This is a genomic window from Bradyrhizobium sp. USDA 241, assembly GCF_049739505.1.
GTDB lineage: Bacteria > Pseudomonadota > Alphaproteobacteria > Rhizobiales > Xanthobacteraceae > Bradyrhizobium > Bradyrhizobium liaoningense.
Genome location: NZ_JBMGPZ010000002.1, coordinates 1,074,860 through 1,088,825, shown reverse-complemented (window position 1 = coordinate 1,088,825; position 13,966 = coordinate 1,074,860). Strand labels below are relative to the sequence as shown.

Genomic DNA, 13,966 nt, shown 5'->3' with positions numbered 1-13,966 from the left:
GGCGAGGATTCTTGCTGCGAATCAGGAGCGAAGATGACGAAGAAGAGCCGCCGGACGCATTCTCCGGCATTCAAGGCGAAGGTTGCTTTGGCTGCGGTCAAAGGCGACAAGACACTGGCGGAGCTGGCGCAACTGTTTGATGTTCATCCGAACCAGATCACGATCTGGAAAAACCAGCTCCTGGAAGGCGCCGCCGGCGTGTTTGGGCATGACAAGACATCGGCCGAGACGCCGGTCGATTTGAAGGCGTTACATGCCAAGATCGGCGAGCTGGCGTTGGAAAACGATTTTTTGTCCGGCGCGCTCACCAAGGCGGGCCTGCTGAGCGCAAAGCGATGATCGACCGCGATCATGATCTTTCTATCGTGCGCCAGGCGAAGGTCCTGAAGCTGGCTCGCAGCACGGTCTACTATGAACCTCGGCCAGTTTCGGCCGAGGACCTTGCCTTGATGCGTCGGCTCGATGAGCTGCATCTCGATTATCCCTTCGCGGGAGCGCGTATGCTGCGATCGTTGCTGCGGCGGGAGGGCGTATACGCCGGTCGCCGCCACATCGCGACGCTGATGAAGCGCATGGGGATCGAGGCGGTCTATCGTCGCCCGAACACGAGCAAGCCGGCTCCGGGTCACAAGATCTACCCGTACCTGTTGCGCGGATTGAAGATCGAGCGGCCCGACCATGCGTGGGCAATGGACATCACCTACATTCCGATGCGGCGTGGCTTCGTCTATCTCGCGGCGGTCGTCGATGTGTTCAGCCGACGGGTCCTGGCCCATCGCGTCTCGATCACAATGGAGGCGGCCTTCTGCGTCGAAGCGGTCCAGGAGGCGTTGGCGAAGCACGGCAGGCCCGAGATTTTCAACACGGATCAGGGCAGCCAGTTCACCAGCCTCGAGTTCACCGATGTGCTGCTGGACGCGAAGATCGCCATCAGCATGGACGGCAAGGGCGCCTGGCGCGACAACGTGTTTGTCGAGCGGCTCTGGCGCACGGTCAAATACGAAGAAGTATATCTCCGCGCCTACGACAGCGTGTCCGAGGCGCGAGCGTCAATTGCCAAGTATCTGGCCTTCTACAATCAGGGACGCCCTCACTCGAGCCTTGACGGGCGCACGCCCGACGAGGCTTACTTCGGCACGCAAGCTATGGTGATGGCCGCATGACCGTCGCCGACGGTTTTGTCGTCGCTCTGGTCGGGCTACGCCCTCCCGACGCAACGACAAAACCGTAAAGCCCCGCGTTCAGCATAACCCGGCAGGAATCCACTTAAATCCAGCGGGGCGCTGTCCAAACAACCGGGGCCAGCTCTCCTGCTCGAACGAGTGCGCAGGACGGGTGCGAAGATCGTGTCGTCGGCAACCATCGTCGAAGAGGCGTTGTGGCTCGAGGATTCCGGTTGTGATGCGATCATTGCCCAGGGATTTGAAGCCGGTGGGCATCGAGGCACGTTTCTGCACCGGGATCCCACCCGGCAGGTCGGTCTCATGGCCCTCGTTCCGCAAATCGTCGATGCAGTACGGGTGCCCGTCATAGCAGCCGGGGGCATCGCCGATCCCAGGGGAGTTGCTGCAGCATTCGCCCTCGGAGCTTCGGGCGTCCAGGTCGGTACCGCCTTTCTGTTTTGCGAGGAAGCGAACGTCTCCCCTCTGTATCGAGAGGCGGCGCGCTCGACGCCGCCCGAGCAAACGGTGATCACCAACGTCTTCACCGGACGTCCTGCGCGCGTATGCGACACTCGGGTCGTTCGAGAGCTTGGCCCGATCGGGATCGACATGCCCGAGTTCCCCGTTCCGGCGGCTCCGCTGGCGCCGTTGCGTGCTGCATCCGAAGGTCAAGGGCGCACGGATTTCACCCCGCTGTGGTGCGGTCAGTCAGCGCGCCTGGGCCGCGCGCTTTCGGATGCCGCGTTGACGAGATGGCTGTCGGATGCCCGCGAGCACGGATCTCAACCATCGGTGACGAAAGTCGGTGATTGAGGTCACCATGCCCACCAAGTTTTCATAGCCGGGGTATTTACCCCGACCCTTGGATCAGTCGGGCAGGGTGGGCTCTCGATGGCGACTGAGGAACGGGAGCGTCGTCGAGCCAGGACAGCCTGCGCAGAAGCTTTCAAGGTTCGTTTGCCGGACCGGTTCATTCCGCAGTAGCGCATTGAGATCATCGCCGAGATATTCCTATCCGCCCGAGGCGCCTTCAGCACGCCAAGCCGAACCAGGCTTTGGCGCGTGCGGCGATCGGCTGAGGAAATCCTGAGCCCGGTGCCGCCAGCGGCAGGCCGGACGGCATACGCCCTTTTCGTGTCGAAGCATGCGCCGTCGACCTGCCCGGCGACGTCAGATGTGATAGATGTCGATCACGTGATGAATGTAGTCGTTCTTCAGCACGACCTTCTTTGCTTTGATCAGAGGACGATCGCCCGTTGCGTCAATCGTGTAGAACGACACGCCGAAATAGTTGTCGATCGTCTTGTATCGATAGCTCAACGTCAGCCAGTTGAACCGGAGATCGACGATTCCGTCGGCCTGAGCGCTGATCTCGATATTGGAGATGTTGTGGAGCGTGCGCGGCTCCGGGGTGCTGGCGCTCGACCGTTCGGTCTTGATGCGGAAAACGCGATCCTCGAGGCCGCTGCGGCTGGGGTAGTAGATCAGGGAAACGTCGGTCTGAGGATTCTCGACCAGGCAGTCGTCGTCATCCCAGGCTGGCATCCAGAACCGCACATCCGGAGCATAGAAGGTCAGCCAGGTGTCCCAGTCGCGATCGTCGAGGGCGCGGGCCTCAGCATAGAGAAATGCTTCGAGTGCGGGTAGGGTGATCGTGGTCATGCGTCATCGCCATGAAGTCGCGCCGCGCGCTGTCGCAAGCCTGGCGGCTTGCCAGCAGCGCTGCGCCGAGTTGTGTGGAGTGTCGCCGGCCGCCAACGAGCCACCGGCGACGAGGTTGAAGCTCTCTTGTCCGCCGATGCGGCCACCCTTGCTCCTGGCGTGGCGGGCAGCCGTGCGCCGATTGTCCGCCATCTACAGCGGCTGACCGGTGGAGCGGACCACGATCTCGCTGATATCCACGTCGGCCGGCTGCTCGATCGCATATGCGATCGCCCGTGCCACGGACTCCGCTGGAATTGCTTGCTGGTAGAAGCCCATCACCATGTCCTTTGCGGCGCCGGTGGTGTTGTGCTTGAGTTCGCTATCGACGATGCCGGGCTCGATCGATGCGACCCGGATCCCGTCCCCAGCTTCGACGCGCAGGCCATCGGAGATCGCCCGGATCGCAAATTTCGTTGCCGAGTAGACGGTCCCGCCCGGCGCGAAGACCTTGAAGCCCAGCACGGAACTCAGGTTGACGAATTGTCCTGACTTCTGCCTCTGGAAGACGGGCAGGGCCGCAGCAATGCCGTGGAGGACGCCACGTATGTTGACGTCGATCATGCGGTCCCACTCGTCGATGCGGCACTCGGACAGCGCAGCGATGGGCATGACGCCGGCATTGTTCACGAGAACGTCGATGCGGCCGAAATCTTTTACTGTGCCCTCGATGAAGTTGGCGACGTCGACCCGTTTCACCACGTCGACGGTATAGGCCTTGCCTCTCCCGCCCGCTCTATCGATCTCTGCGACGATCGCGTCGAGCCGTTGGCGGCGGCGGGCGCCTATCGCCACGATCGCCCCCTTGGACGCCAGCAGCTTGGCCGTCTCCGCGCCGATCCCGCTCGAAGCGCCTGTGATTGCGACGATTGTTCCTTCGATGTTCTTTGACATGTCGTGCTCCTGTTGCCTTGATAGTCATGAAGACGGCTGGTGCCGCCATGGCGTGCTCAAATTTCGTCTCCGTGCAGCACCGCTTGTCGCAGCGTGTCCAGCCAGTAGCGGTGCTGGACGAGGAAAAGACCTTCGCTATCGGTCTTGGTGCCGCTCCTCAGTGGGTGAAGATCAATGGCCTTGGCTTCTTCGTCGGCTCCCTCGATCCATTGTGACGAGCCGCGCGATAGGTCGTTCCAACGCATGGTTCTTGCCATGTAGGCCTGTTGGCATGCCCGGAATTCCTCGAGGTCGTCAGGCGTTGCCATGCCGCTGGCGTTGAAGAAGTCCTCATACTGACGAATGCGTCGTGCCCGCTCTGCCGGCGGCTCGTTCTTCGGCGCGATGCAGTAGATCGTCACCTCGGTTTTGTCCGCTGCCAGCGGCCGGGCTACGCGTATCTGCGAGCTCATCTGGTCCATCAGGTAGAGGTTTGGATAGACGCAGAGATTGCGCAGGTTTTCGACCATCCATTGCGCTTTGGCCCGTCCATGCCTCGCCGTGAGATCGTCGAGGTGCGCGTAAAGCGGACGTGATGTAGGGTCAGCCCATCTGGACCAGAGCACCAGATGGCCGTTTGCAAATGAGTAGTAGCCGCCCTCCTGCTTGCTGAGCTTGCCGACGTCGATTGCCTTGATGTTGTCCGTCGCCGCGTTGCGACGGCTCGTCGTCGCCACGTAGTTCCAATGGACCGAGGACACATGATAGCCGTCGGCCCCATTCTCGGCCTGCATCTTCCAGTTTCCGTCGTAGACGTAGGTCGATGAACCGCGCAGGACCTCGAGGCCATCGGGAGACTGATCGACCATCAGGTCGATGATCTTTCTGGCCTCGCCGAGATATTCCGTCAGCGGCTTCACCGCGGGGTTGAGGCTGCCGAAGATGAAGCCGCGATAATTGTCGAGCCTGGCAATCGCCTTCAGATCATGCGAGGCCGCCTTGTTGAACTGCTCCGGATATCCGGCATCGTCCGCATCCTTGACCTTCAGCAGCTTGCCCGAATTGCTGAAGGTCCAGCCGTGAAACGGACAGGTAAATGTGATCTTGCGGCCACGCTTGTAGCGGCAGAGCATTGCGCCGCGATGGCTGCACGCATTGATGAATGCGTTGATCGCGCCGTCCTTGCTGCGTACGACGAAGACGGGCTGGCGTCCCATCCACGTGGTGAAATAGTCGTTGTTGTCGGCGATCTGGCTTTCGTGCGCGAGATAGACCCAGTTCCCCTCGAATATGTGCTTCATCTCGAGCTCGAAGAATTCGGCGGAGGTGAAGATCTCGCGGTCGCAACGAAACAGCCCATTGGCGGCGTCCTCGACAACGGCCGCTTCCAGGCGTTCTAGGATGCTCGATGACATGACGGGACTCCCGAGAATGACCGATATGTCGCCGTCGAAGCTGGCACGGCGACCTTGGCGAGTGACCAGAATAGGGACGGAGCAAGACTCACGTCACTGGACTGCCGCGCCCTTTCTGCTTGGACGGAGACGACCGGCTTGATGTCCCGCTGCTGTGTGGAGTGTCTGTGTCGTGAACGATCGTGATGCGATGTCCACTTTGGTCGGCGCGCTCTGCTGACTAGACTTTGGCCGTCCCAGGAGGATGGCCATGCATTCGGGCAACGTGAGTACCGACTTTCTCGGCGCGCCAAGTCTGGATTACGATGCGTGGCGGGATGCGGTCCGTACGATTTGCGGCCGGCACAGTCCCGGCGGAATCGATCCGGAGGCCTTCTCGGGCCGGGCGCGCGCGCGAAATATCTGCGGTTTCAAGGCCGTGGACGTGAGTTTCAATGCCCGAAGACTCGAGCGCACGCATCGCGACGTCCGTGCCGACGCAGTCGACCACTACTACGTCCTGTTTCAGATGACCGGCCGATCGATGGTCGTGCAGAACGATCGGACGACGGAGCTTGACGTCGGTGACGTTGCGCTCGTCGATGCGGCGCTGCCCACCACATATCTGGCCGAGGCAGGCGGCCATTGGGCTTCGCTGCAACTGTCGCGTCGATCGGTGACGTCTCATCTCGGGTCGGATCCGCGATGCCCTTGCGAGGGCAGGGGCGCGACTGCCGCGCGTTTGCTCCGCCAGCTGCTTCATGAGGACGTCGAAAACGGGGCCTATCCATCAACTTCGGCGGATGCCTATATGCGTCTGGCCATCTACGATTTGATCGGCGCACTTTTTGCGCCATCCGAAGGTGAGGACGTTCTCCGCCATACCGACAAGCTGTTCACGCGAATTTGTGCAATCGTCAGGGGCGGCTTTGCCGATCCGGCGTTCGGCCCCGGCGATGTCGCGGACCAGGCCGGAATTTCGTTGCGCTATCTCCAGAAGCTCTTCACGCAGAGAAATTCGACGTGCACTCAGTTCATCAACGCAGTGCGTCTCGATCATGCCCTTGCCCTCTTGAAGCGCAGGTCGGCCTTGAGAACCAGCCAGTCCATCAGTGATATCGCCTACGCCTCCGGCTACAGCGACTATACCAACTTTCATCGCAGGTTCCGCTGCCGGTTCGGTCAAACGCCGGGCTCGATCGTCGGCGAAGAAGGCCGCACCGGAAGCGATGGAATGGAGCTCGCCGCGCGATGATTGTTTTCGCGAAGTCAACGCGGATGGGGGCGATCAGGCCAGCTTGGGCAAGCGCTCCATGTCCCTGATCGTGTCGATCAACTGCCGGAGCCCCGGCGGCGTCTGGCGCCGGCCCGGGTAGTAGATTGTCAGTGGGGCCCCCTCGGAGGCCCATTCCGGCAACACCAATTGCAGAAGGCCTGCCTCGAGCTCCGCTGTGACCCTGCGCTTCAGGCAGTAGGCAAAGCCAATTCCCCGCACGGCGGCATCGACCGCATGTTCTGTTTCGTTCGCGGTCATTGGGCCGCGAACGGGCAATCGGAGGAGGTCCGGGCCATTTCCCAGCTCCCAGGGATAGTTGCTGTTGTCTCCCACGCGCATTTGGATGCAAGGCAAGTGCAAGAGGTCCGTCGGATGCGCGGGAAGGCCGATGCGCTCGATCAGGGCCGGGGAGGGCCACCACCACCCATTCCAGAGGTCTGGTGAGGGCAACGCCAATCATGTCCTGCGGAACGCGATTGCCATAGCGCATGCCGGCATCGAAACCTTGGGCGACGATGTCGACGAAATGATCGTCCACAGTGACGTCCAGATGCACGTCGGGATAGGTCGCGAAAAACGTGCACAGTGCCGGGCCGAGCACCAGCCGGGCGGCGTCTCGCGGAACGTTGATGCGAAGGGTCCCCACCGGGAGATCGCGATGGTGTTCGAGCGAATGAAGAGCGTCGCTGATCATTTGAAAGCCGTTCGTCAGCTCGCGCGCCAGCCCTTCGCCCGCTTCAGTTGGTGTGATCGAGCGGCTGGTGCGGTTGAGCAACCGTACGGCAAGGGCCGCCTCCAGCTTGCGTAGTCTATGGCTCAAGGCCGATGTTGTGACCCCAAGCTCGACTGCGGCTTTGACCATGCTGCGGTGGCGAACGATGGTCAGAAAGATGTTCAGGTCCGCGAGTGTCGCTCGGTCCAGACTGCGCACGGTGGCTTGCCTTGCTGATCGTTTCTTCCTCTCGGAGTATAAACTGGCTGGGAAGAGCAGAGTTTCGCCGAGGCGGCGCCGGCACCAGCGACGCCTCCGCAGCGGCAGCGGCTCGGTTCCGAGGGCGCCCAGCAACAGCGGAGGGCATCGTGGGCCGCTGTTGCAGAGGCGTCGAGTTGGCGGGCGCTAGGCGGGGAACTGGGGCAGCGGCGCGTTGTCTTCGATCAACCGCTGGCGCTTCAGCTCTTCCCAAAAGCCCGGAGGAACGGTTGCCATCATCGAGCTGGCATTGGCCAGAGCCTGAGCTTCCGTGTGGGCGCCGACGACCAGCGATACGGCGACATCCGGTGCTGACGAGAACTGCAGCGCGGCCGTGCGAAGATCAACGCCGAACTGGTTGGCGATGGCGCGCAGCTTGTCCCGCTTGACGATGTGCTCCGCCGGGATCTTCCAGCTGTTCTGGCCGTAATTGTATCGCGAACTACCAGAGATGAAGCCGGCATTGAGGGATGATCCCACGACGAAGCTCACGTTCTTTTGCCGTGCGACTGGGAAGAGATTGTTCAGCGCATTGGCGTGATCGATCAGGGAGTACTGCGAGGCGAGCAGGCACACGTCAGGGTCCGCCTCCTGCATGACGCGCAGGATCGGTTCCGGCGTGTTTACCCCGATCCCCCACGCCTTGATGATGCCCTCCTCCCGCATCCTGGACAGCGTAGGGAAGGCACCCTTCATTGCGATCGCGAACTCCTCCTGCCACGGGCGTGGCAGCAGTTTGTTGTCCGAGGATATATCGTGCACGAACACGACGTCGATGCGATCGATACCGAGTCCCCCGTGGGTCGGTCAAAATCCCCCGGGTATGGTCACTTGAAACTCCCCCACCTGATGATCGCCGTCAGCGCCGCTGAACAGCAGTAGCCGGTCAGGCAGGACGTTTATGTTCGACCCCTTTAGCCAGCAAGGGGCCGGGGAGTTGAACGTCTTGAAGCGACATCTGCAAAGCACCGTACTTACATTACTTGATCGCAACACCAGCCAGCGCGAGATTCACCGGCTGACGGGTGTCGATCGCAAGACGATCCGGCGTTATCAGGCGCTGCGGGCCGGTGCGGAGGCAAATTCCCCCGGGGAAGTGACCACCGGCTCGGTGAGCGCGGACGGCCAAATTCCTCCACCCCGACCACCGGCTTTTGGGACATCGGAAGCGACGGTCACCAGCAGCCTGGCCCGTTCGGCTTGCGAAGCGCATCGGACGTGGATCGAAGAACAGGTCCGGCTGAAGCGGAACGCGCAGGCGATTTACCAGGACCTGGTTGATCAATTTGGCTTTCCGTCCAGCTACCAGAGTGTCAAGCGGTTTGTGCGCCGGTTGCGGCACGCTGATCCTGAGCAGTTTGATCGTCTTGAGTTCCTCCCCGGCGAGGAAGCTCAGGTCGACTATGGCGAGGGCGCGCCGACGGTTGATCCGAAGAGCGGGCGGTACCGTCGTCCCCGCCTGTTCGTGATGACGCTACGCTACTCGCGGCGCAGCTTCCGGCGGGTAGTCTGGAAGTCCAGCCAACAAGTCTGGGCGCAGCTCCACGAAGAGGCGTTCCGGTATTTTGGCGGGGTCCCCAGCTATGTCGTGCTCGACAACCTGAAGGAAGGCGTCCTCAAGCCGGATTTGTACGAGCCCCAGCTCAACCCGATTTACAGCGCGATGCTGGCTCATTACGCCGTGGTCGCCGATCCCGCGCGCGTGGCCGATCCAAATCGGAAAGGATGCGTCGAGAATGCGATTCAACATACCCAGGGCACTGCGCTGGCCGGACGGCGCTTCGAGACGCTGGAGGCGCAAAACGAGTTCTTGAGGCACTGGGAGGAGAACTGGGCTTCCAAACGCATCCACGGCAGCACGCGCCGTCAGGTCGAGGCGATGTTCCAGGAAGAGAAGCCGCACCTGCGGCCGCTGCCTGTCGCTCCCTTCCGCATCTTCACCGAAGTCGTCCGGACTGTCTGCGACGACACCACCGTACGCGTCGACAACAGCTATTACGCCGCGCGGCCCGCGCCGATCGGCAGCCAGGTCGTCGTGCGCATCTACACCACCACGATCGAGATCCGTGATCGCCACACCCGTGCGCTGCTGCGTGTTCATTCCCGGATGGCGCACCCCGGTTCTGTCGTCCTGCCGACCAGCGAACGGCCGTTCAACCCGTCGCGGCAAACCGCCGTGCTGCTGGCGAGCGCCGAGCGCATCGGACCGCAGACCAGGGCCTTGTGCCAGCAGGTGTTCGACACCGAAGGGCGCCCCGGACAGCGCGCGATGTGGGGCATTGTCGGGCTGGGCCGGAAGTATCCGGCGCGGCTGGTCGAGCGAGGGTGTCAGTAACTCGGTGTAAGATGGTTTCTGTGAGTTTACCTTTGACAGGAGACTCACATGGCTACGGATTTTTCACCTGAGATTTTGGACCAGCTTCTTGCCGGGGGCAGCCTCAAGCCAGAAGACTTAGCCGGCGAAGACGGGCTTTTCAGACGACTGAAGAAGGCGCTTCTGGAGCGCGCACTGGGTGCGGAGCTGACCCACCACCTTGGCTATGAGAAGGGCGACCCGGCGGGCCGCGGGTCGGGCAACAGCCGCAACGGCACAAGCAGCAAAGCGCTGTTGACGGACGACGGCGAGATCGAGATCGAGGTGCCGCGCGACCGCGCCGGCACGTTCGAACCGGTGATCGTCGCGAAGGGCCAGACCCGCTTCGACGGCTTCGACGAGAAGATCATCAGTCTCTACGGGCGGGGCATGACGGTACGGGAGATCCAGGGCCATCTGGCCGAGCTCTACGGCACCGAGGTGTCCCCCGATCTGATCAGCAAGGTCACCGACGCGATTCTCGACGAGGTCCGCGAATGGCAGAGCCGGCCGCTGGAAGCGATCTATCCGGTGGTCTTCTTCGACGCGCTCAGGGTCAAGATTCGCGATGAGGGGATGGTCAAGAACAAGGCAGTCTACGTCGTGCTGGGCATCACTGCATCGGGCGAGAAAGACGTGCTCGGGCTTTGGATCGAGCAAACCGAAGGCGCCAAATTCTGGCTCAAGGTCATGAACGATCTGAGGAACCGCGGCGTCGCCGACATCCTGATCGCCGTCGTCGACGGTCTGAAGGGCTTTCCCGAGGCGATCAACAGCGTCTTTCCCAAGGCGATGGTCCAGACCTGCATCGTGCATTTGATCCGCAACAGCCTATCCTTCGTGTCCTGGAAGGATCGCAAGGCGATCCTTCCCTCGATCAAGGCGATCTATCATGCCGAGAATGCCGACGCCGCTCTGCTCAGGCTCGAGGACTTCGAAGCCGAGTGGGGCAAGCGCTATCCCGCGATCGGGGCGGCCTGGCGCCGGGCGTGGGAGCACGTCATTCCGTTCTTCGCCTTCGCGCCGGAGATACGCAAAATGATCTATACCACCAACGCGGTCGAGGCGCTGAACCGTTCGCTGCGCAAGATCATCAAAACACGCGGCAGCTTCCCCAACGACGAGGCGGCGATGAAGCTGCTTTACCTCGCCATCAGAAATGCCGGCATCCATTGGCGACGACCGGTTGCATGGACGGCCGCAATGGGCCAGTTTGCCATCCAGTTCGGCGAGCGCTTTGCAGGCTCAGCGGACTGACCCCATGGGGTCAGTCCGCTGACCCCGCAAACCCCTCACAGAGACGCTCTTACACAAAACTTCTGACACTCCCGGTCGAGCAGGCCTGCGCGCACGCCATCGACAACCGCATCTACCGCTACAAGCACGTGCGTGCGACCGTCGAGCGGTTGTTCGAACAGGCGATCGAGCAGGTTGGAGTGACGCCACAGCCGGCATCGCCGCTCACCCAGGATCATCCGCTGATCCGTACCCCCGCGGAATACGGCGACCTCTTCAGCCGCGCTGTGCGGCGCGACGCCGACGACAATGGTCGGCAGGCCGAGGCTCACGACGATCACGCCACGGCAATCCGCGCTCGTGTCGCCTGCGCAACCCCGGCCAACTCCGGCGCCACGAGCGCTCCCGCTGCACCTTCTCACCTTAAACTGGAGACCTAGCCACATGATGACCATGCCGGAAATTGAGCGTTGCCTACGACAGCTGCGCCTGTCGGGTGTCCGCGACACGCTGCAGACGCGCGTGCTCCAGGCGCAGGGCGCCAACCAGCCCTTCCTCGAGACCTTCTCCCTTATCCTGCAGGATGAACTGGACCGTCGTCAGTCCCGTCTTATCGAGCGGCGATACCAGCAATCCGGGCTCGACGAAAAGCTGACGCTCGCCGAGTTCGACTGGTCCTTCAATCCCAAACTGCCACGTCAGACCTGCTTCCAGCTCCACACCCTGGCGTTCATTGCCGCTGGCGAGAACGCTCTGCTTGTTGGCAAACCTGGCACCGGGAAGTCGCACATCGCCAAGGCGATTGCCTATCAGGCGATCCTGCAAAGCCACAAGGTCCAGTATCTTGAGACCGACGACTTCTTCCACCGCTACGCCCTGAACTCTCCGGCACAACGCGAGGTCCGGCTGCGAACCATCATCGACTGCGATCTCCTCGTGCTGGACGATCTATTCCTCGCACGCGCCATCCCCGACGACGCCGGCACTTTGCTGCAGACCCTGATCCATCAGCGTTACAAACTGCGCCGCAGCGTCATCGTCACCTCCAATCGCGTCGTGCAGGATTGGGGGGCATACCTTGGGGACAACACTATGAGCACGACGATCCTCGATCGCCTTATGCATCATTGCCATCTGCTTGAGTTCGACGGACGCAGCTATCGGCTCAAAGAAGCCGCTGAAGCTCTTGCCCGGGAAACAAACTCAAACTAACAGTCCCTTGTCCTGCCTCGCGGGTGGAGGAATTTGACTGACCACACCCGGAGGAATTTGAAGTGACCCGCGGGGACCGAGTCGCTGGAGACTGTCTTCGATCGAACGCTTCACGCCGTCGGCCGAATAGTCGAAAACGACGTTGTTCGGCGAATTCCCGTAAGGAAAATTCGATCTGGCATCGTTCTTTGGAGATGCCTTGAGCAATTTTCCAACTTTGGTGGAGATCAGATAACTGTCGCGAGGCTGATTGTGCAAGAACATGCCGAAGCGCCGCTCGGCAGCGCCCAACCCGTACCACGGTGAAACGTCAAAGTAGCGGATGCCGGCTTTCCAGGACGCTTCCAGCGTTTTCATGGCGTCTTCGTCGGTGACGACCTCGAACTCGTTGCCCTGTGGCACACCGCCGAGCCCCAAGCGGTGTCCCGATGTGAAGATCTGTTTTGCGCGATTGGTCATGGTTCTGTCTCCGTGAGGGGGCTGCTGTGCGGCAGTTGCCAGCGACGGCGCCAGGATGGTCCCAGCTGCGGCAGCTCCGGCGATTGTCAGGAAATCACGACGGCTGTTCGTTTTGTCAGGCACGAGACTCCTCCTTCGCGAGTGATATGGTTCGGCTAACAATCGAAAGAAGGTTACGTTCGTTGAGCTGTGCTCAATGCCGCCTTGATATCGGCGTGATCGGTTGGGATCCCAATGCTCATGTGCGAGCCGCCTTGTTACCATTGTAATCGTCGCGAGTTGGGCGCTTCGCTGCGAGCGGGGGCCAGACACCAGATGCTTTGTGACAGCAACTCTCTAAAACGTGTGCTGCGGTTCGGGGGGCCTTCCTATATCTTCGGGGGAGCCGCGACATGGAACACCCAAAGGACTGCAAGACCGACCGCGCTAGCCACCCATCCTCGGAATTGATGCGGTCGGATCGTCCATTGCCCCCAAGCGACACCTCAAAGCGCCGGGTGCCACTCTGTCTTGTCGTCGAGGACGACATGACCATGCGGCATCTGGTGACCAACTATCTCGAAGACCATGACATTCGGACCCTCTCTGCCTCGCGACGAGAGGAGGTCCCGGCTCTTCTTCTCCGCAGTTCACCGGACCTCGTGGTGCTCGATCTTCGCCTTGGTCAGGAGGACGGTCTGGATCTGCTGCGCGAGATACGCGCTCAATCGGATGTGCCGGTCATCATCACGACGGGGCATCGGCGCGACGAGATCGATCGCGTGATCGGCCTTGAGTTGGGTGCGGACGACTATTTGACGAAGCCCTTCGGCCTGAGGGAACTCGTCGCCCGCATCAAAGCCGTTCTCAGACGACGAGAGGCCGCCCCGTCCCTGGCCCAGCAGCGTGATGCCGAGAAAGGCCGCTTGCGCTTTGGCAGCTGGGAGGTCGATCGGCGCCTGCGTCGGCTGACAAATTCGCACGGCGAACCAGTCGGCCTCACGAAAGGCGAGTATGCGCTGCTGATGGCCTTCCTCGATGCGCCGCAACAGCCGCTCTCCCGTGAGCATCTCTTGCAGGCGACGCGTCTGCACGAGGATGTATACGACCGGAGCATCGACGTGCAGGTGCTCCGGCTGCGCCGCAAGCTGGAAACAGATCCGAGTGTGCCGTCCGTCATCCGGACCGAACGCGGCGTTGGCTATGTCTTCACGCTATCGGTGGAGCGGCTTTGACGGTCGGAGCGGTGAGGAGCCGCCCATTCGGCGGCGGGCTGGTAACATGGCTCGCCGCTTCGAATGTGCCGGAATTCGTATTACAGGTGTAGTCGTTTTGGCCCGCGTTGGAATG

11 protein-coding genes and 4 pseudogenes are annotated in these 13,966 nt (G+C 61.6%); 8 read left to right on the top strand and 7 right to left on the bottom strand.

Annotated features, from left to right (window positions below; all coding sequences use genetic code 11):
* The first annotated feature begins 33 nt into the window (after positions 1 to 33).
* Both ABIF91_RS06130 and ABIF91_RS06125 read left to right on the top strand, forming a co-directional pair.
* A protein-coding gene (locus ABIF91_RS06130) for an IS3-like element ISRj2 family transposase (RefSeq protein ID WP_129557670.1) occupies positions 34 to 1,163 on the top strand; the annotation gives its coding sequence in 2 pieces (ribosomal slippage) (positions 34 to 286 and positions 286 to 1,163; 1,131 coding nt in all).
* Positions 1,164 to 1,310: 147 nt separating this feature from the next.
* Positions 1,311 to 1,976: pseudogene (locus tag ABIF91_RS06125) on the top strand (NAD(P)H-dependent flavin oxidoreductase); the annotation flags it as partial.
* A gap of 357 nt (positions 1,977 to 2,333) precedes the next feature.
* Here the strand turns inward: ABIF91_RS06125 and benB are convergent.
* The 3 genes from benB to ABIF91_RS06110 form a co-directional block, all read right to left on the bottom strand.
* Positions 2,334 to 2,825 carry a benzoate 1,2-dioxygenase small subunit gene (gene benB / locus ABIF91_RS06120; RefSeq protein ID WP_035675587.1) on the bottom strand — a complete coding sequence of 164 codons (492 nt, stop codon included), beginning with the start codon at positions 2,823 to 2,825 and terminating at the stop codon, positions 2,334 to 2,336.
* 192 nt (positions 2,826 to 3,017) lie between these two features.
* The gene (locus tag ABIF91_RS06115) at positions 3,018 to 3,758 is read right to left on the bottom strand and encodes an SDR family oxidoreductase (protein ID WP_424578808.1); all 741 of its coding nucleotides are present in this window, start codon (positions 3,756 to 3,758) and stop codon (positions 3,018 to 3,020) included.
* Positions 3,759 to 3,814: 56 nt separating this feature from the next.
* Positions 3,815 to 5,152 (bottom strand): Rieske 2Fe-2S domain-containing protein, encoded by a 1,338-nt coding sequence (locus ABIF91_RS06110; protein ID WP_284281533.1) that lies wholly within the window; start codon positions 5,150 to 5,152, stop codon positions 3,815 to 3,817.
* A gap of 250 nt (positions 5,153 to 5,402) precedes the next feature.
* Between ABIF91_RS06110 and ABIF91_RS06105 the strand changes: the two genes are divergently transcribed.
* Positions 5,403 to 6,386 (top strand): helix-turn-helix domain-containing protein, encoded by a 984-nt coding sequence (locus ABIF91_RS06105; protein ID WP_424578807.1) that lies wholly within the window; start codon positions 5,403 to 5,405, stop codon positions 6,384 to 6,386.
* 33 nt (positions 6,387 to 6,419) lie between these two features.
* Here the strand turns inward: ABIF91_RS06105 and ABIF91_RS06100 are convergent, their stop codons facing one another.
* The 3 genes and pseudogenes from ABIF91_RS06100 to ABIF91_RS06090 all read right to left on the bottom strand — a co-directional run bounded on the left by ABIF91_RS06100 (position 6,420) and on the right by ABIF91_RS06090 (position 8,163).
* Positions 6,420 to 6,746, bottom strand: a complete 327-nt coding sequence (locus ABIF91_RS06100; protein WP_424578806.1) for a LysR substrate-binding domain-containing protein — start codon at positions 6,744 to 6,746, stop codon at positions 6,420 to 6,422.
* 121 nt (positions 6,747 to 6,867) lie between these two features.
* Positions 6,868 to 7,269, bottom strand: a pseudogene (locus ABIF91_RS06095) (LysR family transcriptional regulator); the annotation flags it as partial.
* A gap of 255 nt (positions 7,270 to 7,524) precedes the next feature.
* Entirely contained in the window at positions 7,525 to 8,163 is a 639-nt protein-coding gene (locus tag ABIF91_RS06090; RefSeq protein WP_284281538.1) for an aldo/keto reductase, read from the bottom strand.
* Between the two features lie 151 nt (positions 8,164 to 8,314).
* On the opposite strand from ABIF91_RS06090, the pseudogene istA reads away from it, so the two are divergent.
* From istA to istB, 4 genes and pseudogenes are all read left to right on the top strand, one after another.
* A pseudogene (gene istA / locus ABIF91_RS06085) lies at positions 8,315 to 9,709 on the top strand (IS21-like element IS1631 family transposase); the annotation flags it as partial.
* 51 nt (positions 9,710 to 9,760) lie between these two features.
* A complete protein-coding gene (locus ABIF91_RS06080) occupies positions 9,761 to 10,987 on the top strand; it encodes an IS256 family transposase (protein WP_038960272.1) in 1,227 nt (408 codons plus the stop codon).
* 74 nt (positions 10,988 to 11,061) lie between these two features.
* Positions 11,062 to 11,406, top strand: a pseudogene (locus ABIF91_RS06075) (IS21 family transposase); the annotation flags it as partial.
* A 4-nt stretch (positions 11,407 to 11,410) separates the two neighbouring features.
* Positions 11,411 to 12,178 carry an IS21-like element IS1631 family helper ATPase IstB gene (istB, locus tag ABIF91_RS06070; RefSeq protein ID WP_038952109.1) on the top strand — a complete coding sequence of 256 codons (768 nt, stop codon included), beginning with the start codon at positions 11,411 to 11,413 and terminating at the stop codon, positions 12,176 to 12,178.
* Here the strand turns inward: istB and ABIF91_RS06065 are convergent.
* Positions 12,170 to 12,637, bottom strand: a complete 468-nt coding sequence (locus ABIF91_RS06065; RefSeq protein WP_424578805.1) for an aldo/keto reductase — start codon at positions 12,635 to 12,637, stop codon at positions 12,170 to 12,172. The two genes, istB and ABIF91_RS06065, sit on opposite strands and share 9 nt — an antisense overlap.
* A 449-nt stretch (positions 12,638 to 13,086) precedes the next feature.
* Between ABIF91_RS06065 and ABIF91_RS06060 the strand changes: the two genes are divergently transcribed.
* Positions 13,087 to 13,851, top strand: a complete 765-nt coding sequence (locus ABIF91_RS06060) for a response regulator (protein ID WP_050995261.1) — start codon at positions 13,087 to 13,089, stop codon at positions 13,849 to 13,851.
* Positions 13,852 to 13,966 lie beyond the last annotated feature (115 nt).

Bases quoted from the DNA above. Each gene is read 5' to 3' on its own strand.
- benB (WP_035675587.1), bottom strand. From the start codon at position 2,825: ATGACCACGATCACCCTACCCGCACTCGAAGCATTTCTCTATGCTGAG.
- ABIF91_RS06115 (WP_424578808.1), bottom strand. From the start codon at position 3,758: ATGTCAAAGAACATCGAAGGAACAATCGTCGCAATCACAGGCGCTTCG.
- ABIF91_RS06110 (WP_284281533.1), bottom strand. From the start codon at position 5,152: ATGTCATCGAGCATCCTAGAACGCCTGGAAGCGGCCGTTGTCGAGGAC.
- ABIF91_RS06105 (WP_424578807.1), top strand. From the start codon at position 5,403: ATGCATTCGGGCAACGTGAGTACCGACTTTCTCGGCGCGCCAAGTCTG.
- ABIF91_RS06100 (WP_424578806.1), bottom strand. From the start codon at position 6,746: ATGCGCGTGGGAGACAACAGCAACTATCCCTGGGAGCTGGGAAATGGC.
- ABIF91_RS06080 (WP_038960272.1), top strand. From the start codon at position 9,761: ATGGCTACGGATTTTTCACCTGAGATTTTGGACCAGCTTCTTGCCGGG.
- istB (WP_038952109.1), top strand. From the start codon at position 11,411: ATGATGACCATGCCGGAAATTGAGCGTTGCCTACGACAGCTGCGCCTG.
- ABIF91_RS06065 (WP_424578805.1), bottom strand. From the start codon at position 12,637: ATGACCAATCGCGCAAAACAGATCTTCACATCGGGACACCGCTTGGGG.
- ABIF91_RS06060 (WP_050995261.1), top strand. From the start codon at position 13,087: ATGCGGTCGGATCGTCCATTGCCCCCAAGCGACACCTCAAAGCGCCGG.